Origin of the sequence: Pseudomonas sp. CBS (genome assembly GCF_024734645.1) — a bacterium.
GTDB lineage: Bacteria > Pseudomonadota > Gammaproteobacteria > Pseudomonadales > Pseudomonadaceae > Aquipseudomonas.
This window is the reverse complement of sequence record NZ_CP102929.1, coordinates 237891-260630: the sequence shown is the minus strand read 5'-3', so window position 1 is coordinate 260630 and position 22740 is coordinate 237891. Positions and strand designations below refer to the sequence as shown.

At 60.5% G+C, this 22740-nt stretch carries 21 protein-coding genes; 13 read left to right on the top strand and 8 right to left on the bottom strand.

The features are described 5' to 3' along the window. Positions 1-162 precede the first annotated feature (162 nt). The 7 genes from NVB75_RS01170 to NVB75_RS01140 all read left to right on the top strand — a co-directional run bounded on the left by NVB75_RS01170 (position 163) and on the right by NVB75_RS01140 (position 8598). The gene (locus tag NVB75_RS01170) at positions 163-1473 is read left to right on the top strand and encodes a sugar ABC transporter substrate-binding protein (protein WP_258345490.1); all 1311 of its coding nucleotides are present in this window, start codon (positions 163-165) and stop codon (positions 1471-1473) included. Between the two features lie 136 nt (positions 1474-1609). Continuing rightward, on the top strand, positions 1610-2536 hold the full coding sequence (locus NVB75_RS01165; protein ID WP_017475596.1) for a carbohydrate ABC transporter permease: 927 nt from the start codon (positions 1610-1612) through the stop codon (positions 2534-2536). Between the two features lie 10 nt (positions 2537-2546). Next, positions 2547-3377 (top strand): carbohydrate ABC transporter permease, encoded by an 831-nt coding sequence (locus NVB75_RS01160; protein WP_003215312.1) that lies wholly within the window; start codon positions 2547-2549, stop codon positions 3375-3377. Between the two features lie 37 nt (positions 3378-3414). Continuing rightward, positions 3415-4518: an ABC transporter ATP-binding protein gene (locus NVB75_RS01155; RefSeq protein WP_258345484.1), complete on the top strand. Its 1104-nt coding sequence runs from the start codon at positions 3415-3417 to the stop codon at positions 4516-4518. Positions 4519-4536: 18 nt separating this feature from the next. Further along, a complete protein-coding gene (locus NVB75_RS01150; RefSeq protein ID WP_258345482.1) occupies positions 4537-6018 on the top strand; it encodes a mannitol dehydrogenase family protein in 1482 nt (493 codons plus the stop codon). A 147-nt stretch (positions 6019-6165) separates the two neighbouring features. Further along, positions 6166-7647, top strand: coding sequence for a xylulokinase (gene xylB / locus NVB75_RS01145; RefSeq protein ID WP_258345480.1), 1482 nt, complete (start codon positions 6166-6168; stop codon positions 7645-7647). A 12-nt stretch (positions 7648-7659) separates the two neighbouring features. Beyond that, positions 7660-8598, top strand: a complete 939-nt coding sequence (locus tag NVB75_RS01140) for a carbohydrate kinase (RefSeq protein WP_258345479.1) — start codon at positions 7660-7662, stop codon at positions 8596-8598. A gap of 643 nt (positions 8599-9241) precedes the next feature. On the opposite strand, the gene aqpZ is transcribed toward NVB75_RS01140, so the two are convergent. Together aqpZ and NVB75_RS01130 are read right to left on the bottom strand one after the other, a co-directional pair. Further along, positions 9242-9934, bottom strand: a complete 693-nt coding sequence (aqpZ, locus tag NVB75_RS01135) for an aquaporin Z (protein WP_008436121.1) — start codon at positions 9932-9934, stop codon at positions 9242-9244. 112 nt (positions 9935-10046) lie between these two features. After that, positions 10047-11288 carry a hypothetical protein gene (locus NVB75_RS01130; RefSeq protein ID WP_008436119.1) on the bottom strand — a complete coding sequence of 414 codons (1242 nt, stop codon included), beginning with the start codon at positions 11286-11288 and terminating at the stop codon, positions 10047-10049. Positions 11289-11618: 330 nt separating this feature from the next. Here NVB75_RS01130 and NVB75_RS01125 point away from each other — a divergent pair, with 330 nt between their 5' ends. Continuing rightward, complete coding sequence (locus tag NVB75_RS01125) at positions 11619-11879, top strand: DUF2790 domain-containing protein (RefSeq protein ID WP_008436118.1); 261 nt, start codon at positions 11619-11621, stop codon at positions 11877-11879. 155 nt (positions 11880-12034) lie between these two features. Beyond that, positions 12035-12433, top strand: coding sequence for a hypothetical protein (locus tag NVB75_RS01120; protein WP_258345473.1), 399 nt, complete (start codon positions 12035-12037; stop codon positions 12431-12433). Between the two features lie 11 nt (positions 12434-12444). Here the strand turns inward: NVB75_RS01120 and NVB75_RS01115 are convergent, their stop codons facing one another. Together NVB75_RS01115 and ilvA are read right to left on the bottom strand one after the other, a co-directional pair. Then, a complete protein-coding gene (locus tag NVB75_RS01115; protein ID WP_063029815.1) occupies positions 12445-12720 on the bottom strand; it encodes a DUF1652 domain-containing protein in 276 nt (91 codons plus the stop codon). A gap of 512 nt (positions 12721-13232) precedes the next feature. After that, positions 13233-14252, bottom strand: a complete 1020-nt coding sequence (ilvA, locus tag NVB75_RS01110) for a threonine ammonia-lyase, biosynthetic (protein ID WP_258345464.1) — start codon at positions 14250-14252, stop codon at positions 13233-13235. 258 nt (positions 14253-14510) lie between these two features. On the opposite strand from ilvA, the gene NVB75_RS01105 reads away from it, so the two are divergent. Both NVB75_RS01105 and map read left to right on the top strand, forming a co-directional pair. After that, positions 14511-14714 (top strand): ParD-like family protein, encoded by a 204-nt coding sequence (locus NVB75_RS01105; protein WP_017475587.1) that lies wholly within the window; start codon positions 14511-14513, stop codon positions 14712-14714. Continuing rightward, positions 14711-15466, top strand: coding sequence for a type I methionyl aminopeptidase (map, locus tag NVB75_RS01100; RefSeq protein ID WP_258345462.1), 756 nt, complete (start codon positions 14711-14713; stop codon positions 15464-15466). Before NVB75_RS01105 ends, map begins: the two co-directional genes overlap by 4 nt. A gap of 135 nt (positions 15467-15601) precedes the next feature. Here map and NVB75_RS01095 read toward each other — a convergent pair whose 3' ends face one another. Continuing rightward, the gene (locus tag NVB75_RS01095) at positions 15602-16543 is read right to left on the bottom strand and encodes a magnesium transporter CorA family protein (RefSeq protein WP_258345459.1); all 942 of its coding nucleotides are present in this window, start codon (positions 16541-16543) and stop codon (positions 15602-15604) included. A 6-nt stretch (positions 16544-16549) separates the two neighbouring features. Continuing rightward, a complete protein-coding gene (locus NVB75_RS01090) occupies positions 16550-18136 on the bottom strand; it encodes a RimK family protein (RefSeq protein ID WP_258345458.1) in 1587 nt (528 codons plus the stop codon). Positions 18137-18230: 94 nt separating this feature from the next. Between NVB75_RS01090 and NVB75_RS01085 the strand changes: the two genes are divergently transcribed. Beyond that, positions 18231-19331 carry a GNAT family N-acetyltransferase/peptidase C39 family protein gene (locus NVB75_RS01085; protein WP_258345457.1) on the top strand — a complete coding sequence of 367 codons (1101 nt, stop codon included), beginning with the start codon at positions 18231-18233 and terminating at the stop codon, positions 19329-19331. Here NVB75_RS01085 and sfnG read toward each other — a convergent pair. After that, the gene (gene sfnG / locus NVB75_RS01080; protein ID WP_017475582.1) at positions 19315-20406 is read right to left on the bottom strand and encodes a dimethylsulfone monooxygenase SfnG; all 1092 of its coding nucleotides are present in this window, start codon (positions 20404-20406) and stop codon (positions 19315-19317) included. The genes NVB75_RS01085 and sfnG overlap by 17 nt on opposite strands. A 263-nt stretch (positions 20407-20669) precedes the next feature. Here sfnG and NVB75_RS01075 point away from each other — a divergent pair, with 263 nt between their 5' ends. Further along, the gene (locus NVB75_RS01075; protein WP_258345454.1) at positions 20670-21905 is read left to right on the top strand and encodes an acyl-CoA dehydrogenase family protein; all 1236 of its coding nucleotides are present in this window, start codon (positions 20670-20672) and stop codon (positions 21903-21905) included. Here NVB75_RS01075 and NVB75_RS01070 read toward each other — a convergent pair. Then, on the bottom strand, positions 21902-22687 hold the full coding sequence (locus tag NVB75_RS01070) for a sulfite exporter TauE/SafE family protein (RefSeq protein ID WP_063029803.1): 786 nt from the start codon (positions 22685-22687) through the stop codon (positions 21902-21904). The genes NVB75_RS01075 and NVB75_RS01070 overlap by 4 nt on opposite strands. Positions 22688-22740 lie beyond the last annotated feature (53 nt).

The following is a 22740-nucleotide window of genomic DNA, read 5'->3' as shown; positions in this document are numbered from 1 at the left end:
AAACGATTCGAGTGCAAAAAAGTATCAGTAAAAGTGCTCTCAAGGATTTGTCAGCACGCCAATTGAAGGCTGTAATCAACGCACACTCTTCCTGCCGTCGTGGAAGACACAACAACAATAACTGTCCTTCTGTAGCCCCTGGGCGCAGAAATGGAGTGCGCGATGAAGTTCACAGCTAAAGCTCTGCTTGCCTGTACCTGCATGACCCTCAGCGCCGTCAGCCTTGGCGCGCAAACCCTGACCATTGCCACCGTCAACAACAGCGACATGATCCGCATGCAGAAGCTCTCGAAAACCTTCGAGACCGAGCATCCGGAGATCAAGCTGAACTGGGTGGTACTCGAAGAAAACGTCCTGCGCCAACGCCTCACTACCGACATCGCCACCCAGGGTGGACAGTTCGACGTATTGACCATCGGCATGTACGAAGCTGCACTCTGGGGCGCCAAAGGCTGGCTGGAACCGATGAAGGACCTGCCTGCCTCCTACGACCTGGATGACGTTTTCCCATCCGTGCGTGACGGCCTTTCCGTCAAGGGCTCGCTGTACGCCCTGCCGTTCTACGCCGAAAGCTCCATCACCTATTACCGCACCGACCTGTTCAAGGATGCCGGGCTGACCATGCCTGAGCATCCCACCTGGACGCAGATCGGCGAGTTCGCCGAGAAGCTCACCAACAAGGACAAGGAACAGTACGGCCTGTGCCTGCGGGGCAAGGCTGGCTGGGGCGAGAACATGGCGCTGATCACCACCCTGGCCAACGGCTACGGTGCGCGCTGGTTCGATGAGAAGTGGCAGCCGGAATTCAACGGGCCCGAGTGGAAAGACGCACTGAACTTCTACGTCGACAACATGAAGAAATCCGGCCCGCCGGGCGCCTCCAGCAACGGTTTCAACGAAAACCTGGCGCTGTTCAACAGCGGCAAGTGCGCCATCTGGGTCGACGCCAGCGTCGCCGGCTCGTTCGTGACCGACAAGACCCAAAGCAAGGTGGCTGACCACGTCGGCTTCACCTTTGCACCCCACGAGAAGACCGACAAAGGGACTTCGTGGCTGTACTCCTGGTCGCTGGGGATTCCAACCAGCTCCAAAGCCAAGGACGCCGCCAAGGTCTTCACCACCTGGGCCACTTCCAAGGAATACAGCCAGTTGGTCGCCAAGACCGACGGGATTGCGAACGTACCGCCAGGTACCCGCACGTCGACCTACAGCGACGAATACATGAAGGCTGCACCGTTCGCCAAGGTGACGCTGGAATCGCTGAAAGTTGCGAACCCGAAAGACCCGTCGGCCAAGCCGGTGCCGTATGTGGGCATCCAGCTGGTGACCATTCCTGAGTTCCAGGCGATTGGTACCCAGGTCGGCAAGTTCTTCTCCAGCGCGCTGACCGGCGGCTCCACTGCCGAAAAAGCCCTGGCGGATGCACAGACCTTCACCGAACGCGAAATGAAGCGGGCTGGTTATCCCAAGTAACCCCCAACACCTGTAGGAGCGAGCTTGCTCGCGAAAAAGGTACATCCACCGCAGCGATGCGCCTGGAATACTTTCGCGAGCAAGCCTCGCTCCTACAGGGGCTTTGCGTACCTGTCTCTAATCGGTCCTGATCACCATGAATACCACCACTGCCCAAGTGCAAACCGCTTCGCCGGACAAGCCGCGTAAAAGCCGCTTGATCAACCCCGGCTGGTTCCTCGTCAGCCCCTCGGTGGCCTTGTTGCTGCTGTGGATGATCGTGCCGCTGGGCATGACCCTGTACTTCTCGCTGATTCGCTACAACCTGCTCTACCCCGGCGAAAACCAGTTCGTGGGGCTGGAGAACTTCACCTACTTCATCACCGACTCGGGCTTCTTGCCCGGCGCCACCAACACCCTGTTGCTGGTGGGCAGCGTCTTGCTGATCAGCGTGGTGTTTGGCGTACTGATCAGCGCCCTGCTGGAAGCCAGCGAGTTCTTCGGTCGCGGCCTGGTGCGGGTGTTGCTGATTTCACCGTTCTTCATCATGCCCACCGTCGGTGCGCTGATCTGGAAGAACCTGATTTTCCATCCGGTGTCGGGGATTCTCGCCTACGTGTGGAAGCTGTTCGGCGCCCAGCCGGTGGACTGGCTGGCCCATTACCCGTTGCTGTCGATCATTATCATCGTGTCCTGGCAGTGGCTGCCCTTCGCGATCCTGCTGCTGATGACCGCCATGCAGTCCCTCGACCAGGAACAGAAGGAAGCCGCCCGCCTCGACGGTGCGGGCGCTATCGCGATCTTCTGGCACCTGACCCTGCCGCACCTGGCGCGCCCGATTGCCGTGGTGGTGATGATCGAAACCATCTTCCTGCTCTCGGTGTTCGCCGAAATCTTCACCACCACCAACGGCGGCCCCGGCTACGCCTCGACCAACCTCGCCTACCTGATCTACAACCAGGCGCTGGTGCAGTTCGACGTGGGCATGGCCTCGGCCGGCGGCTTGATTGCCGTGGTCATCGCCAATATCGCGGCGATCATCCTGGTGCGGATGATCGGCAAAAACCTGACTGACAAGCCTTGAGGGCCGCGCCATGACGCTTCAACAATCCCGCCGCCTGCAAAGCGTGCTGCTCGGCACCCTGGCCTGGGCCATCGCGATCCTGATTTTCTTCCCGATCTTCTGGATGGTGCTGACCAGCTTCAAGACCGAAATCGACGCGTTCGCCACGCCGCCGCAGTTCATCTTCACGCCGACGCTGGAGAACTACCTGCACATCAACGAGCGCAGCAACTACTTCAGCTACGCCTGGAACTCAGTGCTGATTTCCTTCAGTGCCACCGCGTTGTGCCTGCTGATCTCGGTACCGGCCGCCTACTCCATGGCCTTCTACGAGACCAAGCGCACCAAGGGCACGCTGCTGTGGATGCTCTCCACCAAGATGCTGCCGCCGGTAGGCGTGCTGATGCCGATCTACCTGCTGGCCAAGAGCTTCGGCCTGCTGGACACGCGCATTGCGCTGATCATCATCTACACCCTGATCAACCTGCCGATTGTGGTCTGGATGGTTTACACCTACTTCAAGGACATCCCCAAGGACATCCTCGAAGCCGCCCGCCTGGACGGCGCCACCCTGTGGCAGGAAATGGTCCGGGTGCTGCTGCCAATCGCCAAGGGCGGACTGGCTTCCACGGTGTTGCTGTCGCTGATCCTGTGCTGGAACGAAGCGTTCTGGTCGCTGAACCTGACCTCGTCCAATGCCGCGCCGCTCACCGCGTTGATCGCCTCCTACTCCAGCCCCGAAGGTTTGTTCTGGGCCAAATTGTCTGCCGTGTCGACCCTGGCCTGTGCGCCGATCCTGATCTTTGGCTGGATCAGCCAGAAACAGCTGGTCCGCGGTTTGTCCTTCGGCGCCGTGAAGTAACGGCTCCTTCAAAAATATTTAGAAGCGGAGGCCCATCATGGCCAACCTGAAAATCAAGAATCTGCAAAAAGGCTTCGAAGGTTTCTCCATCATCAAGGGCATCGACCTTGAAGTGAACGACAAGGAGTTCGTGGTGTTCGTCGGCCCGTCGGGCTGCGGCAAATCCACCCTGCTGCGCTTGATTGCGGGCCTGGAAGAAGTCACCGAAGGCACCATCGAACTGGATGGCCGCGACATCACCGAAGTCACCCCGGCCAAGCGCGACCTGGCGATGGTGTTCCAGACCTACGCCCTGTACCCGCACATGAGCGTGCGCAAGAACATGTCGTTTGCCCTGGACCTGGCCGGCGTCGACAAGAAGATTGTCGAGAGCAAGGTCAACGAAGCGGCGCGTATCCTGGAGCTGGGCCCTTTGCTTGAGCGCAAGCCCAAGCAGTTGTCCGGCGGCCAGCGCCAGCGTGTCGCCATTGGCCGTGCGATTGTGCGTAACCCGAAGATCTTCCTGTTCGACGAACCCCTGTCCAACCTCGATGCCGCCCTGCGGGTGCAGATGCGCCTGGAGCTGTCGCGCCTGCATAAAGAACTGCAAGCCACCATGATCTACGTGACCCACGACCAGGTCGAAGCCATGACCCTGGCCGACAAGGTGGTGGTACTGAACAGCGGCCGCGTGGAACAGGTGGGCTCGCCGCTGGAGCTGTATCACCAGCCGGCCAACCTGTTTGTCGCAGGCTTTTTGGGCACGCCGAAAATGGGTTTCCTCAAAGGCAAGGTCAGCCGCGTGGATGCCCAGAGCTGCGACGTCGAACTGGACGCCGGCGGCCGTATCAGCCTGCCCCTGAGCAGCGCCACCTTGAGCGTTGGCAGCGCGGTGACCCTGGGTATTCGTCCGGAACACCTGGAAATCGCCACCCCTGGCCAGGCCACCCTGACCGTTACCGCCGACGTCGGTGAGCGCCTGGGCAGTGACACTTTCTGCCACGTCATCACCGCCAGCAAAGAGCCGTTGACCCTGCGGATCCGTGGCGACATGGCCAGCCAGTATGGCGAAACCCTGCAGCTGTACCTGGACCCGACCCAATGCCATCTGTTCGACGCTGACGGTGTTGCCGTGGCCCGTCCACTGCGCGCCGCCGCCTGATTTCGCGAGAATTTCCCGATGAAACTGAACAAGCAAAACCTCACGCAACTGGCGCCTGAAGTGCAACTGCCAGCCTATGCGATTGCCAATACCAGCCAGGGCATAGCGCACATTGGCGTCGGCGGCTTCCACCGCGCGCACCAGGCGTATTACACCGACGCCTTGATGAATACCGGCGTGGGCCTGGACTGGAGCATCTGCGGGGTGGGCCTGCGCGCCGAAGACCGCAAGGCCCGGGACGACCTGGCCGGCCAGGACTACCTGTTTACCCTGTATGAACTGGGCGACACCGACGACACCGAAGTGCGTGTGATCGGCTCCATCAGCGACATGCTGCTGGCCGAAGACGGTGCCCAGGCGCTGATCGACAAGCTGGCCAGCCCACAGATTCGCATCGTCTCGCTGACCATCACCGAAGGCGGCTACTGCATCGACGACAGCAACGGCGAGTTCATGGCCCACCTGCCGCAGATCCAGCACGACCTGGCCAACCCGGGCTCACCGAAAACCGTGTTTGGTTTTATCTGCGCGGCCTTGACCCAGCGCCGGGCGGCCGGGGTTCCGGCGTTTACCGTGATGTCCTGCGATAACCTGCCCCACAACGGCGCCGTGACCCGCAAGGCGTTGCTGGCCTTCGCCGCGTTGCATGACGCTGACCTGCACGAGTGGATCAAGGCCAGTGTCAGCTTCCCGAATGCCATGGTCGACCGCATCACGCCGATGACCAGCACTGCGCATCGCCTGCAACTGCATGACGAGCACGGCATCGACGACGCCTGGCCGGTGGTCTGCGAGCCGTTTGTGCAGTGGGTACTGGAAGACAAGTTCGTCAACGGCCGCCCGGCGTGGGAAACCGTAGGCGTGCAGTTCACCGACGACGTGACGCCGTATGAAGAGATGAAGATCGGCCTGCTCAACGGCAGCCACCTGGCGCTGACGTACCTGGGTTTCCTGAAGGGCTACCGCTTCGTCCACGAAACCATGAACGACCCGTTGTTCGTGGCCTACATGCGCGCCTACATGGACCTGGACGTGACGCCCAACCTGGCACCGGTGCCGGGTATCGACCTGACCGAATACAAGCAGACCCTGGTGGACCGCTTTTCCAACCAGGCGATTGCCGACCAGTTGGAGCGCGTGTGCTCCGACGGTTCGTCGAAGTTTCCCAAGTTCACCGTCCCCACCATCAACCGCCTGATTGCCGACGGGCGCGAGACCGAGCGTGCCGCACTGGTGGTGGCTGCATGGGCGCTGTACTTGAAAGGCGTGGATGAAAATGGGGTGATCTACCGCATTCCGGATCCCCGCGCCGAGTTTTGCCAGGGGCTGGTGACGGAAGACGCGTTGATCAGCAAGCGGCTGCTGGGGGTGGAAGAGATTTTTGGTGCGGCTATTCCCAACTCGCCCGAGTTTGTGGCAGCGTTTGAGCGGTGTTTCGAAAGCCTGCAGGATGTGGGTGTGAGCAAAACGCTGGAGCGGCTGCTCGCCAATCTCAACTGACGGAACCGAATCAGAAATGTGGGAGCGGGCTTGCTCGCGAAAGCGGTGGATCAGTCAATATTTGCGTTAACTGACACACCGTATTCGCGAGCAAGCCCGCTCCCACATTGACCGAGTTCTCCATAACAATAGGCTGAGCGACCTACAATGACCCAGCAAAACCTCTACCTCGGCATCGACTGCGGCACCCAGGGCACCAAGGCCATCGTGCTGGACGCCAGCAGCGGCAAAGTCCTGGGCCTGGGCGCCGCCAGCCATACGCTGATCAGCGGCGCCAATGGCCGCCGCGAACAAAACACCCAGGAGTGGCTCGACGCCTTTACCGAAGCCACTCACCGCGCCTTGCAACAGGCTGGCGTGGACGGCCAAGACATTCTCGCCATCGGCGTCTCCGGCCAGCAACACGGCCTGGTATTGCTCGACGACCAGGGTCAGGTACTGCGCCCCGCCAAGCTGTGGTGCGACACCGAAACCGCGCCGGAAAACGATCGCCTGCTGCAACACCTGGGCGGTGAAAGCGGCTCCCTGGAACGCCTCGGTGTAGCCATCGCGCCGGGTTACACCGTGTCCAAACTGCTGTGGACCCGCGAGCAACACCCGGAGGTGTTCGCGCGCATCGCGCACATCCTGCTGCCCCACGACTACCTCAACTACTGGCTCACCGGCCGCGCCTGTGCGGAATATGGCGATGCTTCGGGCACCGGTTATTTCAATGTACGTACCCGGGAATGGGACCTGGCACTGTTGCGCCACATCGATCCCGACGGGCGCCTGGAAGCGGCGCTGCCGGAGTTGATCGAGGCCAGCCAGCCAGTGGGCACCATCCTGCCCGCCGTCGCCGAACGTCTGGGCATTAACCCGAATGCGCAAGTCTCCAGCGGCGGCGGCGACAACATGATGGGCGCCATCGGCACCGGCAATATCGCCCCCGGCGTGATCACCATGAGCCTGGGCTCATCCGGCACCGTGTATGCCTTTGCCGATCAGGCCAACGTCAGCCCGCAGGCGTCGGTCGCGACCTTCTGCTCCTCCAGCGGCGGCTGGCTGCCGTTGATCTGCACCATGAACCTGACCAACGCCACCGGGGTCATTCGCGAGCTGTTCGACCTGGACCTGGCGGCGTTCAACGCGCTGGTAGCCGAGGCTCCGATTGGCGCCGATGGCGTGAGCATGCTGCCGTTCCTCAACGGCGAGCGGGTGCCCGCCCTGCCCCACGCCACCGGCAGCCTGCACGGCCTGACCATGACCAACCTGACTCGCGCCAACCTGTGCCGCGCCGTGGTCGAAGGCACCACCTTCGGCCTGCGCTACGGCCTCGACCTGTTGCGCCAGACCGGCCTGCAAAGCCAGAGTATCCGCCTGATCGGCGGCGGCTCGAAAAGCCCGGTGTGGCGGCAGATGGTCGCGGATATCATGAACACCGAAGTGATCTGCACCGAACAAAGCGAAGCTGCGGCCCTGGGCGCGGCGATCCAGGCGGCGTGGTGCCAGTCCGGTGAGAGCCTGGCGCAGCTGTGCCAGCGTTGCGTCAGCGTCGACGCGGCCAGCCGCACGCTGCCCCACGCCGACAGCGTCAGCGCCTACCAGCAGGCTTATGAGCGTTATCAACAGCACGTGGCATCCCTTTAAGAGCGAACGAATATGTATTTGGTATGTGGCGAAGCGCTGTTTGATTTTTTCAGCGAGGACGATGCCAGCGGCAAGGCATCCAGGGTCAATTACAAGGCGATTGCCGGCGGCTCGCCGTTCAACGTCGCGGTAGGTTTGCGTCGACTGGGAATCGATGCGGGCTTTTTCGCCGGGATCTCCGACGACTATCTGGGCCGGCGCCTGTTGCAGGTGCTCAAGGACGAAGGCGTGGGCGAGGATTACCTCGTGGAATTCTCAGCGCCCACCACCCTGGCAATGGTCGCCGTGGGTGCCAACGGTTCACCGCAATACAGCTTTCGCGGTGAAGGCTGCGCTGACCGCCAGTTGCAACTTGAGCATCTGCCCGTATTGGGTGACGAAGTGCGTGGCGTGCACATCGGCTCGTTCTCACTGGTGGTGCAGCCGATTGCCGACACCCTGCTGGCCCTGGTCCGCCGGGAAAGCGGCAAACGCCTGATCAGCCTCGACCCCAACGTACGCCTGAACCCGGAGCCGAATATCGAGCTATGGCGCGCCCGCGTGGCCGAGCTGGTCAAGCATGCCGACCTGATCAAGGTCAGCGACGAAGACCTGCACCTGCTCTACCCCGGCCAAACCCCGGAAAGCGTCCTGCAAGGCTGGTTGCAGCACCGTTGCCAACTGGTGTTCCTGACCCGCGGCGGCGACGGCGCGACGGTGTTCAGCCGCCAGCACGGCAGTTGGTCGGCGCCGGCGGCCAAGGTCGTCATGGCGGACACGGTTGGGGCTGGCGATACCTTCCAGGCCGCGTTGATTGCCTGGCTGACCGAGCAACAATTGGACTCGGTGGAGGGCCTGCAACAGCTGTCCCGCGAGCAGATCAGCAGCATGCTCACCTTCGCCATCCGCGCTGCCGCACTCACCTGCAGCAAGACCGGGCCGGACCTGCCCTACCGCCAGCAATTGAGCTAACCCCGCCTGCCCCCGCGCGCTGCGGGGGCAACTCATGTACTCCTTTCTCCTTTCCTCCACAACCTGTCAACTTTGACAGTTGTCAGTCGTGGTTTTCGGGTCAAGACTCCGGTTACGCCTCGATCTCAAGGAAGTGGCGCCAACATCATTGTGTTGCCGGGAGATTTTATGAAAAACATCAAGATTGGCTTGTTCGTAGGGATAGTGTTGGCCACGTCGGTTGCTCGCGCAACGCCACTGGATACCACGACAGACCTGGAGTCTATTGCATGGGAACATGTGTCCTTTGTGTCTATAGCACCCTATGCCCCATTGAAAACTTTGAGCCCAGAAAAGAGCGCCACTCAACCCGGATTCCCTACGGGTTTCTGTAACGGCACCTCTGCAAATGGGATCAGTTGCCGCACGGGAGCGGGAAAAGCTGTCGGACATACACGCATAGGGGTCAATTTGCACTATTGAAGTGGCCAGCATGAGCCGGATACTTGGTTTGCGCAGCACGGGATCGTGTTGGCCACGTTGGTTCCAGGCGCAACGCCCGTCGACACAAAGGCAATTCTGGAAGATGTGAGGAGACCCAGTTGGACAGCTATACGCTGGAGGGTTTCAGCGGTAATGCGCAGGTACGCATGAGCTGGTAGGCTCACGCTTCCCTAGCGCGGGTAACCGCCCGGGCAACGATGGCGCCCACCACCGCCCCCACTATCGGTGCCGCCCAGAATAGCCACAACTGCATCAGGTATTCCCCGCCGGCAAACAATGCTGGCCCGGTGCTGCGCGCCGGGTTGACCGAGGTGTTGGTGACGGGGATGGCCACCAGGTGAATCAGCGTCAGGGTCAGGCCAATGGCAATCGGCGCAAACCCGACAGCCGAACCCGGGCCGGTGACACGCATGATGATGAACACAAAAAAGAACGTCCCCACCGCCTCGACCACCAACGCGGCCAGCAGGCTGTAATGCCCGGGGCTCAATTGGCCATAGCCGTTGGCGGCGAAAGCGCCCACTTCAAACCCCGGACGACCACTGGCGATCAGCGCCAACACGGCGGCGGCGACAATCGCACCGGCGACTTGGGCAATGATGTACGGCACCACGTCAACGCCCGGCATCCGGCGCCCCACCCATAGGCCGATGGTCACCGCCGGGTTGAAGTGTGCACCAGAAATACTGCCCACCGCGTAGGCCATCGTCAGCACCGTCAAGCCAAAGGCCAGGGCGACACCGGCGAAGCCGATCCCGAGTTCCGGAAACGCCGCGGCCAGTATCGCGCTGCCGCACCCGCAGAAGGTCAACCAGAACGTCCCAAGAAACTCTGCTGCGATTTTCTTTTGCAAACCAACTCCACCCAATGCCAACGCCATCCGATTGATGGGCCTGGCGGCGACGGTAGCAAAAGCGATTAACTTGGCTGTATCAGACTTGTCCGGTAAACCGGTGAGCCTTTTTCTATGGCAGCGTTGCAACGACTGCATCGTCGGTGCCCGTGCTGTCTTCAGCACCGCCTGCCACATAAGTGCCGTTTGGGGATATCGCCGTCAGACCGCTTTCCTGACCGCCGCCGAACTGTGGAATGGCCACGGTTCCCGTCGCAGAAGTCCAGGTGGCGGCCTGGTGATGCTCGCCGGCATTTTCGCTGGTCAGTGCCACGACGTCGTTATCACTCAAATCCACGAAGCCTATATGTGTGCCGCCTGCCAACGGCGGAATCAACTGAGTGCTGCCCGACGAAGGCGTCCAGAAGGCCAACAGATGATGGCCATTGCTGTCCTGGTACGACACAACGGCATGCCCGTTATTGTTCAACCGCAAACCGGTGATTCGAGATGCCCCCGATACACCGCTGATGCTGCTCAACTGAACCGGCGTGGCGCTTGGATTGGGCCAGTAGACGGCTTGGGGCACATCCGGCGCCGAGAAGTGGCAAGTGCCCAGCAACTGCACTGCATTGTTTACGCTGCTTACGCTGCAGCCCGTGCTACCGGCAGGTGTGGTCAAGGGCGTCGTGACCAAGGTGCCCAGTAGCCCGGTTTTCTGCACGACTTTGGCGACGGTGTTGCCAGACGCAGGATTCGGGCAGTCGAGCGCAACGGTGGGCACACCGTTTATAGGCGTGTTGTTGATGTCGGCGGGAAAGCAGTTGTCGTGCAGGGCGGACACTTGAAGCGGGGCTGTACTCCCGGAAAACCACAACACTGCCGTTGCGTCACCGGTACCGCTTAAGCTCGCCCCGGCCAATACATCGCTCTGGTTGAAGGCACTAATGACAGTGCGCGCCTCAGGCAGTAATCCAGTGCCCAATACCGAGACGGCTTGCAACGCCACCGGCGCAGCGCCCGGCGTAGCGCTGTTCCAGATGACGGCGGTGGCTCGATTGTCTGCCATTTTGCATGAGCCCGCTATTTGTCCGTTATTGTCTATAGCCACGGCGGTGCAGCCTTGGCCACTCACCAATGGCGGTAGCGGAACTTCAGTGCCTGCCGTGGACGCGACCCACGCCACGGATGGCCCCGAAGTAGTGCCCGGGGTACAGGTACCCACCACAACGCCCGAGTTGTTGACCGCCAAGGAAACACATTGCTTCCCGGCAGCCGTGCCTTCACCGACGAATGTTGCTGCGCTGACAGCGCCTGTATAGGCAGTTGCACCCGCCATCGCGAGAACCAGCGTGCGGTTGATCAAATTGTTCATGGCTATTCTTTCCTTGGAGGCCAGTTTGATGGCCGGCGGGTGAGACGTTTCAAGCGCCGGGGCAACCTAGTTATGGCACAGTTCCCAGGACAGACAACTGTCAGAGTTGACAGGTTGTGAGGTGATAAAAAAAGGCGTAATAGATGCTTCCCTCACGCAGCCCACGCCCCCATGAAGATGAAGCTTTTGTCAGTAAAGCCTCACTTAATCGATGGTTAATCCCCCGGGAAGACAGTTGATTCAACCGCACTCGCACGGCTCCTGCCGTTGCCCAGGGCGGCCGCGGCTCATCACGTTGTTGAGCCTGCGAACGACTTGCGGAGAAACACCATGAAACTGCGTACGTTAATGCTCGGTGCTGCACTGGCCCTGACGGCTGTAACGGGGATGGCGCAGGCTGACACCGCACCCGTCGTCACGCCTTATCACTACGGCGAGAAGATGGATGTGCAGAAGGTGCTTGCCATGCATGAAACCGATACCAATGAATGCAAGGTGATCAAGGCCGATATCAAGTTCGTGGACAGTCAAGGGAAAGTCCAGGACGTGGGCTATCGCAAACTGTCGGAAGCCTGTGATTTCCAGAATTGAACCGATCGTTTTTTTTGTAGGAGCGAGCTTGCTCGCGAAAGCCCCCAGCGAAACGCGGGCATCCTGAATGTACGCGATGGCCTTGCGTTCTTCGCGAGCAAGCGCGCTCCTACAGGGGTATCCTTGAGCGCTCGTTACGGCTGAAAGGATTCGCCATGCAAGTGCACTTCCGTCCCCTCGCTACCTTCACTGCCCTGCTGTGCTTTGCCCTCGCGCTGATCTGGGGTTTGCGCCCGGACCTGCTCCTGTGGGTGTGGAGTGTTGAATACTCCAGTGCCACCGGCCTGGTCGCCCGACGCAACGCCGCGCTGTTCCTGGCCATTGGCATCATGTTTTACCGCGCCCGCCATTCCCCACCTGATGCGACACGGCACGCCATGACCTCCGGCTTTGTGATCGGCTGTTTTGTGCTGGCGATGTTGGGGATCAGCGAATGGATCAGCGGCCACGCGGGCCCGGGGATTTTGCTGGCGGTGATCACGGAAACGGCGTTGGGCCTGGCGTTTCTCCAGGCCCGCAAGTCTTCACTGATTGAAGCTCAACCGTCCGTTTAATATACGTCCGTTTAATAGAAAGGACGCGCACCGGCTCGTTTGAGGGCCGGGGCATGGGTGTGGGTGTGCTTGAGGTCTTCACGCAACTCGGTAATCAAATTGCAGATCGCCCGACTGCTGTCGAGCTTGTTCGCGCAAATGCCGGTGACCACCAGGTCGACCCGGTCATGGTCGATCTCGTGATAAACCTTCACTGTCAGTGAGGCGTCTGGCGCCTTGGTGACTTCACAGCGCTTAGGCAGGAAACTTCCTTCAATAATGCCGCGTAGTTCCAGATCCGAAAGCATGGCCGACCTCTCCTTTTATGAGATTGCCAATCGATTGTTATCAATATTCTTTATTCGTACGGCTGGCGAACGCGGTGACACGCTCGCCGTTTGCGCCTGACCAGCCCTGGCAGACGGCTTTACTTACCCAGCGTACTAGGCTCGCTCGAAATGCGTTGGATCCTTTCCTCATAAGCGACGACATTACTTATATAAGTTACGTGGCAGACCGCCATCAACCCTCCCGTTTGAGGTATGAACCGTCGTGCTTGTAGCTCATTCAGAGTTGTAACAGGATCTTATAAAGCATTAAACGTGCCGCCGTGCGCACTGCCCTGAGCCCCAGGAAAATCGGGGCTTTCGGACAAAATTACGTGCCGTCGACTCATGCGTCTTGCAATGAGCCTCCCTTGGCATCATGCAAATTGAAAGACCGCTCGCTATAAGTGCCCGCAACAAAATTTTTGACGCCTTTATAACCAGTATCCAAACGGATGAATGTAACTAAATTAAACAGTCTTTAGGTTAAACGTTTAACCTGTCTGAGCAGCCACTCGTTCAGCAACATGCCGCAAACTATCGAAGTTGATATTGGCCCCGGAGTTGATCGCCACCCATGTTTGCCCCTGGAGGCCAGTCTTCCCGACATACTTGCGGATACCGGCGACAGCCAGGGCACCTGAAGGCTCAGTGATCGAGCGCGTGTCGTCGTAGATCAGCTTGATGGCACTGCACAATTCGTCATTGCTGACGGTGATCACCTCATCTACATGGTGCCGACAGATTTCAAAACCATAGGCGCCGATCTGGGCCACGGCCGTGCCATCGGCAAAGCTGTCGACACTCGGCAACACCACCCGGCTCCCCGCACGCAAGGCTGCCAGCAGGCAACTGGAGCCTTCGGGCTCGACGCCGATGATGCGCACTTCGGGGCGCAGGTATTTCACGTAGGCCGCGATACCGGCGATCAACCCGCCGCCGCCCACCGGGACGAAGATCGCGTCCAGCGGGCCCTGCTGCTGACGCAGCACTTCCATTCCCACTGTGCCCTGCCCGGCAATCACGTCCGGGTCGTCGAACGGCGAGACAAACGTGCTGCAGGTGGCCTCGGCCAATTGCAACGCATAGGCCAGGGCGAACGGAAAGCTGGCCCCATGCAACACCGCCTCGCCGCCTCGGGAGCGGACGCCCAACACCTTCAACTCCGGGGTGCTGCACGGCATGACAATCGTCGCCTTGATCCCCAACTCCCGCGCCGCCAATGCCACGCCCTGAGCATGGTTGCCCGCCGACGCGGTGATGACGCCCCGGGCCTTTTGCTCGGCGCTGAGTTGCACCAACTTGTTGTAGGCGCCACGGATCTTGAAGGAAAAGGTCGGTTGCAAGTCTTCGCGCTTGAGCAGGATCTGATTACCCAGCAGCGCCGAAAGCGCCGGCGCTGCCTGCAATGGCGTGCGCACCGCCAGGTCGTAGACCGGGGCGGCCAGGATCTTCTTCACGTAGTGCTCAAGCAATCCCGAATCTTGGGGCTGGCTCGCCGGGCGGGTACTCATGGATGTCTCCTGGGTGTTTACAAGGCCCTGGAGACGGAAAAACAAAACCCGCCTCTAGGGCGGGTTTGGGTGCAGCCGTGCGCTATCCCGCCAAATGAGGAATGGCGGTAATAATGCTTGGCTGGCAACGAAAGGTTTGAAATGTCATGAATCAAAATTAACCGGCGCCATCGGGCAAGTCAATGGCGAAACGCCAGGCTTTACGCGGAGCATACGAAACGTATACGCTTTGTATATCAACCCTGCATAGTGAAGCTTATGGGCATCGTCAAGATCACCGACCAATTGCACGAACAACTCCGTCTGGCCAGCGCCACCATGGACCGTTCCATCAACGCCCAGGCCGAGTTCTGGATCAAGATCGGCCTGCTCGCCGAACTCAATCCGCACCTGGCCTATAACGACCTGATCAACAAGCTGCTGCTGGACAAACCCGACCTGATCCGGGGGCGCGCGCAATGATCAAGACGGCGGAACAACTCGCGGTGATGCGCGAATCCGGCCGCCTGTTGGCCCAGGTGTTTACCATGCTTGACGGCTTTGTCGCCGCCGGCCAGTCGACCCTGGAGATCGACAGCGCCGTCGAAGCGTTCATCCGCAACGACCTGCAATCGCGGCCGGCGAGCCTGGGCCAGTACGACTACCCCTTCTGCATCAACACCTCGATCAACGAGGTGGTGTGCCATGGCATGCCGAGCGCCAAGGCCGTGCTCAAGGACGGCGACATCGTCAATATCGACATCACCCTGGAAAAAGGCGGTTTCATTGCCGACTCCAGCAAGATGTACATGATCGGCAACGTCGCGCCCAAGGCTCGACGCCTGGTGGAAATGACGTTTGAGGCCATGTGGGCCGGGATCCGCCAGGTCAAACCCGGCGCGCGCCTGGGGGATATCGGCTACGCCATCCAGAGCCATGCCCAGAACAACGGCTACAGCGTGGTGCGTGAATATTGCGGGCACGGCATCGGCCGCGAGATGCACGAAGAGCCGCAAATCCTGCACTTCGGCCGCCCCGGTACCGGAATGGAACTGCGCGAAGGCATGGTGTTTACCATTGAGCCGATGCTCAACCAGGGCAGCGCCAAGGTGCGCAGCTTGAAGGATGGCTGGACGGTGGTGACGCGGGATAACAGCCTGTCGGCACAGTGGGAACATACCGTGGCGGTGACGCGGGACGGGTTTGAGGTGTTGACGTTGCAACCGGACGTCTGAATGGCGCACATCCCCTGTGGGAGCGGGCTTGCTCGCGAAAGCGGTGTGACAGTCGCCATCTACAGCGACTGATCCACCGCTTTCGCGAGCAAGCCCGCTCCCACATTCAGACCTCAGTGATATTCAGGATTTTGGTCATACTGCCTTGTCGCCACTCCCCGCAATCCGCTTCAACCCCAACACCATCAACCCCGCTCCCAGCCCCATCGCCGCCATGAACAACGGATACGAAATCCACCACGGCGTCCCCGCCGTCATCATGCTGAATTCCGACATCCCGCCCACGCTCGCAATCAGGTTCAGCGGCAGGAACACCACGTTGATCAACGTCAGCTTGCGCAGCAGGTTGTTCATGCTGTTGTTCATCAGGTTGCCCCGGGCATCGATCAGCCCGGAGAACACGTTGGAGTAGATCTCCGCCTGTTTGTAGCACTGGTTGTTCTCGATGATCAGGTCATCGATCAGGCCCAGTGTTTCAGCGCTGAAATGTTCCTTTTCCCCATGGTTGCGCAGGCGCGTCAGCACCGCGCCGTTGCTGTGCAGGGCGTTGATGTAATAGATCAGGCTTTCGCTGAGGTTGAACATCTGCATCAGGTGGCGGTTGCTCATCGATGCGTTGAACTGCTGCTGCAACTCCCGGGCGACCATCTTGATCACCTTCAGGTGGCCCAGGTAGTGGTGGATATTGTTGAGCAGCAGGTCCAGCAACACATCCAGTGGCGTACGTAATGGCCGACGTGAACCCAGCCCGGAGAGTTGGCTGTCGTCGGTGGCGATCACCAGGAGTTGGTCCCCGGAAAACAGCAGGCCGCAGGACGACACTTCAAACACCAGGTTGCCGCCGCCGGAATAGTTCTCCGGGCGCTTCCAGATCAGGAACAGGTTATCGGGGTGGAACTCGATGCGGGACACTTCGTCCGGGTCCAGCGCCGAGGCCAGGGCATGTTCGTCGAGCTTGTAGCAGTCGCGCAGGTACTTGCGCTCGTGGGGGTCCGGATTGCTGAACAGCAAGACATCCCCGCCGTCCCCCAGGCTGTTGTACAACTTGCCATCGGTTAATTCAAAGCGCTGGATCATCGCGCGTCACCACACCTGGCCTTGACGCTTCAACTCCAGGCGTCGTACGAATTCTTCCAGTACCAGGGAATACAAGTCGTCTTGCAGGTAGGCATCTTCGATGCCGGCGTCCATGTTGGGGTTATCGTTGACCTCGATCACCACCACCTTGTCGCCGGATTGCTTGAGGTCGACGCCATACAGGCCGTCGCCGATCAGGTTGGCGGTTTTCACCGCGAGTTCCACCACCGCCTTGGGGGCTTCGTGGACTGCCAGGGTGCGGCACTCGCCGTTGATGTCCTGGCCGATGGCCTTGTGGTTGTAGATCTGCCAATGGCCCTTGGACATGAAGTACTGGCAGGCAAAGATCGGTTTGCGGTTGAGGACGCCGATGCGCCAGTCGTACTCGGTGTAGAAAAATTCCTGGGCCAGCAGCAACACTGAATGCTCGAACAGTTCGGCAGTGGCGGTCAGCAGCGCTTGCTGGCTTTCGACCTTGATCACGCCGCGGGAGAAACACCCGTCGGGGATCTTCAGCACCAGCGGGAAGCCAAGGCGCTCGCCCACCCGTTCGAAATCTTCGGGTCGCTCCTTGTAGAGAATTTCGGTGGCCGGCATGCCCAACTGGTGGCTTTTCAGCAGGTCGGTCAGGTAGACCTTGTTGGTGCAGCGCAGGATCGACGCCGGGTCATCCATCACCACCAGCCCTTCGCTCTCGGCCTTTTTGGCGAAGCGGTAGGTGTGGTTGTCGACGCTGGTGGTCTCGCGGATCAGCAAGGCGTCGTATTCGGCCAGGCGGGCGTAGTCCTTGCGTTCGATCAGCTCCACATCGATGCCCAGGCCCTTGCCCACCCGGACGAAATTGTCCAGGGCGCGGGCGTTGGACGGCGGCAATTGTTCCTGGGGATCGTGCAGGATCGCCAGGTCGTAGCGGGCCAACCGTCGGGAGCGTGGTTGGCGCCAGATCTTGCGGCTGAAGTTATCCAGCGCATTGGCAAATTGATCTTCCTGGTCATCCCGCAACTTGTGCAATACGCCAGACTTAATGCCTTCGATGTGCCAGCCGTTATTCTTGCGAAACTCAACTAACAGGATCGGACAGGGAAATGCTTCAAACAATTGGCGGGCCAAATCCTGCAAGGGTTCAATATTGGTTCGGCCAAAGTAAAGTGTCAGGGTAAAGCCTTCGGTGTTGCTGTAGAGATGGTGACTCAAGGCTTTGTCGAGGGTTTTATCCAGGTCATCCAGGGCCAGGCCATACAGGGATTTCTTGGTCAGTTCGCTGATGGTGCGCACCGACGGAATCACCTTGTGGCCCCGCGCCTCGGCCAGCAGCGAGCAGTAGTAACCATGCCCCAGGTACTTGTAGCTGCGGCACAGGTTGATCACCTGCACCCGCTTGCCCGTCTCGCTTTCCCGGGTTTGCTCAAGGTATTCCTGGGCGGTGACGATGTCTTCACTGGGAAAGTACGACGCCCAGTCTTCCTTGCGTTCGACAATAATCACGACTTGACTTGCACTCTTGGGAGGGCTTGAAAAATAACCGTTGGAAGTTATTGTCGCCGCCACTGTTTGCTCGGATACTTCACGCCAATGACCTTGTACCGCTGACATATTGATTGATCCGCTTTAGAGAACTAGACCTTTTCTATTAAGCACGATCTTTTAGAGAAGTCCCGTTTCGTTACGCAACTTTTACGGCGGTCACATGGCTCTTTCCTTTCGCGTTGCAACACCCGATGACGTGCCTGCATTGGTGGCATTGGAACAGCACTGTTTCACCACGGACCGGCTCTCCACCCGCAGCTTCCAGTGGATGGTCAGCCGCGCCCACGGGCAACTGCTGGTGGCAGAAAAAGATGACGAATTGCTGGGCTACGCCCTGGTGCTGTTCCACCGGGGCACCTCCCTGGCGCGCCTGTATTCCATCGCCATCGCCGAGTCCTCCCGGGGCCTGGGACTGGGCAAGCAACTGCTGACGCGCATCGAAGCCTGCGCCGTAGAACATGACTGCGCCTACCTGCGCCTGGAAGTGCGCACCGACAACCCCGGTGCCATCGCCCTGTACGAGCGCAACGGCTACCGACGTTTTGCCCTGATCAACGACTACTACGAAGACCACGCCCCGGCCCTGCGCCTGGAGAAACGCATCCTCCAGCACCAGGACGCGCGGGCCTTGAGTGTGCCCTATTACCAACAGACCACCGACTTCACCTGTGGCGCCGCCAGCCTGCTGATGGCCATGGGTGCCCTGGAACCTGCGCGGGTGGCACAGCGCCGGGAAGAGCTGCAGATCTGGCGCGAAGCAACCACCGTGTTCATGACCGCCGGCCATGGTGGTTGCAGCCCCCAAGGCCTGGCACTCGCCGCGTGGCGCCGGGGCTTTCGGGTGCGCATGCAGGTCAACGTCAGCGGGCCGTTGTTTCTCGACGGGGTGCGTGATGCGCATAAAAAAGACGTCATGCGTTTGGTGCATGACGCCTTCGAGGAAGAGTTGGCGTTGAGCGACGTTGAGCAAGTGCTCGGCGGCCCCCTGGATTTACCCCAGGTGCTGCGGGACGGTGGGCAGCCGCTGGTGTTGATCAGCAGCTACCGGCTCACACGCTCCAAATCGCCCCATTGGGTGATCGTCACCGACTGCGACGAGGACTTCGTCTACCTGCACGACCCGGACGTGGACCACAGCCAGCATCGCCAGCCCATGGACTGCCAGCACCTGCCGGTCAGCCACGGGGAGTTCGAGCGAATGTGCCGGTTCGGCAATAACAAATTGCGTGCGGCGGTGGTGGTGTTCAGGCGACTTGCTTGATCCCGGCCTTGGCTTCCAGCTCGCGCACCAGCGGCAGCACGCGCTGGCCGAAGTACTCGACTTCCTCCTGGAAGTGCAGGAAGCCCGCCAGCACCAGGTCCACGCCGACCGCCTTCAACGCGACGATGCGCTCGGCGATCTGTTGCGGGGTGCCGATCAGGTTGGTCTTGAAGCCGTCGTTGTATTGCACCAGATCCTCAAAGGTCGACTTGGCCCAGTTGCCCTCGCCTTCCGGTGATGCCTTGCCCGCCTGTTTCGCCGCGTCGCCAAATGCGTTGACGGCTTCCGGGTCGGCCTGCTCGATGATTTGCGCGAGCACGGCGCGGGCTTCTTCCTCGGTGTCACGGGCGATCACAAACGCGTTGACCCCGACTTTCACCGAATGGTGGTTGGCAGCGGCCTTGGCACGAATATCGTCCACCTGCGCCTTGATGCCTTCCGGGGTGTTGCCGTTGGTGAAGTACCAGTCCGACACCCGAGCGGCCATGTCCCGCGCGGCTCGCGAACTGCCGCCCTGGAAGATTTCCGGGTGCGGTTCGCCCAGAGGCTTGGGCTTGAGGCTGTAATTGTCGAAGCGGTAGAAATCCCCGCGGAAGGTGAAATTGTCCTGGGTCCAGATGCCTTTCAGGGCGCGGATAAATTCTTCGGAGCGGCGATAACGCTCGTCATGCTCCAGCCAGTGTTCGCCGATGGCCTGGAACTCGCCCTTGAACCAACCGCTGACAATGTTGACGGCCACGCGGCCGTTGGTGAGCTGGTCGATGGTTGCCAGTTGCTTGGCCGCCAGCGCAGGCTGCCAAGGGCCGGGCAGGATTGCCGCGATCACCTTGAGCTTGGTGGTGGCCGCCAGCAACGCGTGGCTGAACGCGACGGACTCATGCTGGTATTCGGCGCCATAACCGGCGGTGAAACGAATTTGTGTCAGGGCGTACTCGAAGCCGGCTTCTTCAGCCAACTGCGCCAGCTTGCGGTTGTAATCGATGCCCCAGTGGGTGCGCTGTTCGATCTTGCTGACCACCAGCCCCCCGCTGACGTTGGGCACCCAGTAGGCAAATTTAACGGCTTGCTGACTCATCGGACTGTACCTCGTGGATTGGCATGTACAGCGTAGGGAGCAGCAACTGTGCCAGTCACTGCGAGAGGCCCGGACCAAGGGGCCTGGCGCGCTGAAATGGGCGAAAAACGACCTGCGGGAAGGTGTCATGGATTGCGGTGGTTTGTCGTTTTGCTGTTGCCACAGCAACAGTTGGATTCGCCCCGCGCCCGCAAACACGGCCGTTGGCGCCCGGCATGGACCGTGCAATAGCTCCACTGTCCAACTGCCCAGGAGCCTTCCCCATGACCGAACATCACGTGATCAATCCACTGTCCACCGGCGTCGATTATCACGCCCTGGCCGAACGCTTCCGGCCGATTTTCCAGCGCATCGCCGAGGGTGCCGTAGAACGCGAACACACCCGCGCCCTGCCCTACGAGCCGATCCAATGGCTCAAGCAAGCCGGCTTTGGCGCCGTGCGCGTGCCCGTGGAATACGGCGGTGGTGGCGCCTCCCTGCCTCAGTTGTTTGAACTGCTGATCGAGCTCGCCGAAGCCGACTCCAACGTGCCCCAGGCCCTGCGTGGACATTTCGCGTTTGCCGAAGACCGCCTGAACGCCGCACCTGGCGCAGCGCGGGACATCTGGTTCAAACGCTTTGTCGACGGCGACATCGTCGGCTGCGCCTGGACCGAAATCGGCAGCGTGGCCATCGGCGATGTTGTCACTAAAGTCAGCCCCGACGGCGATAAATGGAAACTCAACGGTGAGAAGTTCTACAGCACCGGCAGCCTGTTTTCCGACTGGATCGACGTCTATGCCCAACGCAGCGACACCGGCGGCGACGTGATTGCCGCCACCCGCACCCGCCAGCCCGGCGTGGTGCAAAGCGATGACTGGGACGGCTTTGGCCAACGCACCACCGGCAGCGGCACCTCGCGTTTTACCGATGCGGTGGTGGAGGCGGAAAACGTCATCGACTTTGCTACCCGCTTCAAATACCAGACTGCGTTCTACCAGTTGGTACTGCTCGCCACCCTCGCCGGCATCGGCCGCGCAGCCCTCAAGGATGTGGCGCATCAGGTGCGCAGCCGCAAGCGGATCTACAGCCACGGCAATGCGGCCCATGTGAGCCAGGATTCGCAGATACAGCAGGTGGTGGGCGAAGTCGCAGCACTGGTGTATGCCGCCGAAGCCAGTGCGCTGAAGGCCGCAGTTCCGGCGCAGCGGGCTTATGTGGCGCGATTTGGTGGGGACGATGCCGTCGAGCGCGAAGCCAACGTGGCGGCCGAGATTGAATCAGCCACGGCGCAGGTAGTGGTTTCGCAACTGATCCAGCGCGCCACCACTGAACTGTTCAACGCGCTGGGGGCGTCGGATGTGCGCCAGGGCAAAGCCCTCGATCGGCACTGGCGCAATGCACGCACGGTGTCGTCCCACAACCCGGTGATCTACAAGGCGCGGATTGTCGGCGACTGGGTGATCAACGGCACCGAGCCGCCGTTTGTATGGCAGATCGGCAATGGGCCGGCGCGTTAAAGCGCCAGCTTGAAGCCGATCATCACCAGCATGAACGCCAGGCAAGGACGCAATATCCCGTCCGGGACCTTGCCGGCCATGTGGCTGCCGACATAAATCCCCGGCAGCGAGCCCAGCAACAGGAAGCCCAGCAGGGTCCAGTCCATGTTGCCCATGCTCGCGTGGCCGAGGCCGGCGACCAGGGTCAGCGGCACGGCGTGGGCGATTTCGGTGCCCACCAGGCGCTTGGTGGCCAGGAACGGGTACAGGATAAACAGCGCCACGGTGCCCAGGGCGCCGGCGCCGATGGAGGTCAGGGCCACCATGGTGCCGAGGATAGCGCCGGTAACGACGGTCAGCCCATTGAGGTTGCGCGGCGCCATCTTGTAGTCGTCGCCGGCATGCCGCTGGGCGAACGCCAGCAGCTTGTTCTTGAACAGGATCGCCGTGGCCGTCAGCAGCAACACCACGCCCAGGGATTGCTTGATGACCGCGTTCAAGGCGGCGGGATCGGTGTCCAGGCTCTTGAGGAACCACAAGGTCAGCAACACTGCAGGCACGCTGCCCAGGGTCAACCAGCCGGTGATGGTCCAGTCGATGTTTCGATTCTTGCTGTGAACCAGCACACCCCCCGACTTGGTGATGGCGGCATACAACAGGTCGGTACCCACGGCGGTGGCCGGGTTGATGCCGAACCAGAGCAGGATCGGCGTCATCAACGAGCCGCCGCCGACACCGGTCATACCCACGATAAATCCAACAATCAGGCCAGCAATCGAGAAACCAAAATTACCTACATCCATTACCACTACCTGCGGCCTTATAAAATTCTGGCCGCAGCATAGCGATATTTCTT